Below are 396 nucleotides of genomic sequence, written 5' to 3'. Positions count from 1 at the left end.
ACCAACGCCACGTGATGAGCCGGTTACGATGATGCCGGTGTTTGCTAAGTCTTGAGTTTGTGTCATATCTCTTTAGTGTCCCATTCCTAGACCGCCGTCGACGGGGATGACTGCGCCCGAAATATAGCTTGCTTCGTCAGAGGCCAACCAGCGAACTACGTTGGCGACTTCTCCTGGCTCCGCGAAACGACCAGCTGGTATCGCTTTCTTGTACTGCTTTTGCAGGTCTTCGTTGAGCTCTTTCGTCATTTCTGTATCAATGTAGCCCGGTGCCACGACATTGGCTGTGATGTTGCGAGAGGCTAACTCACGGGTCAACGAACGTGCCATACCGACAAGGCCAGCTTTTGAAGCAGCATAGTTAATCTGGCCCGGCGAACCGTAGAGTCCCACAAC

The 396-nt window shown here is 53.0% G+C and carries 1 protein-coding gene; it reads right to left on the bottom strand.

The genetic code is table 11. From position 1 onward, the window contains the following. Positions 1 to 72: 72 nt before the first annotated feature. Positions 73 to 396: SDR family oxidoreductase (locus tag LPA41_RS41315; protein WP_229076964.1), on the bottom strand; the 324-nt coding region annotated here is incomplete at its 5' end.

It is taken from the genome of Actinoplanes sp. DH11, assembly GCF_020873875.1.
Lineage (GTDB): Bacteria > Actinomycetota > Actinomycetes > Mycobacteriales > Micromonosporaceae > Actinoplanes.
This window is presented reverse-complemented; position numbering and strand designations above follow the sequence as displayed.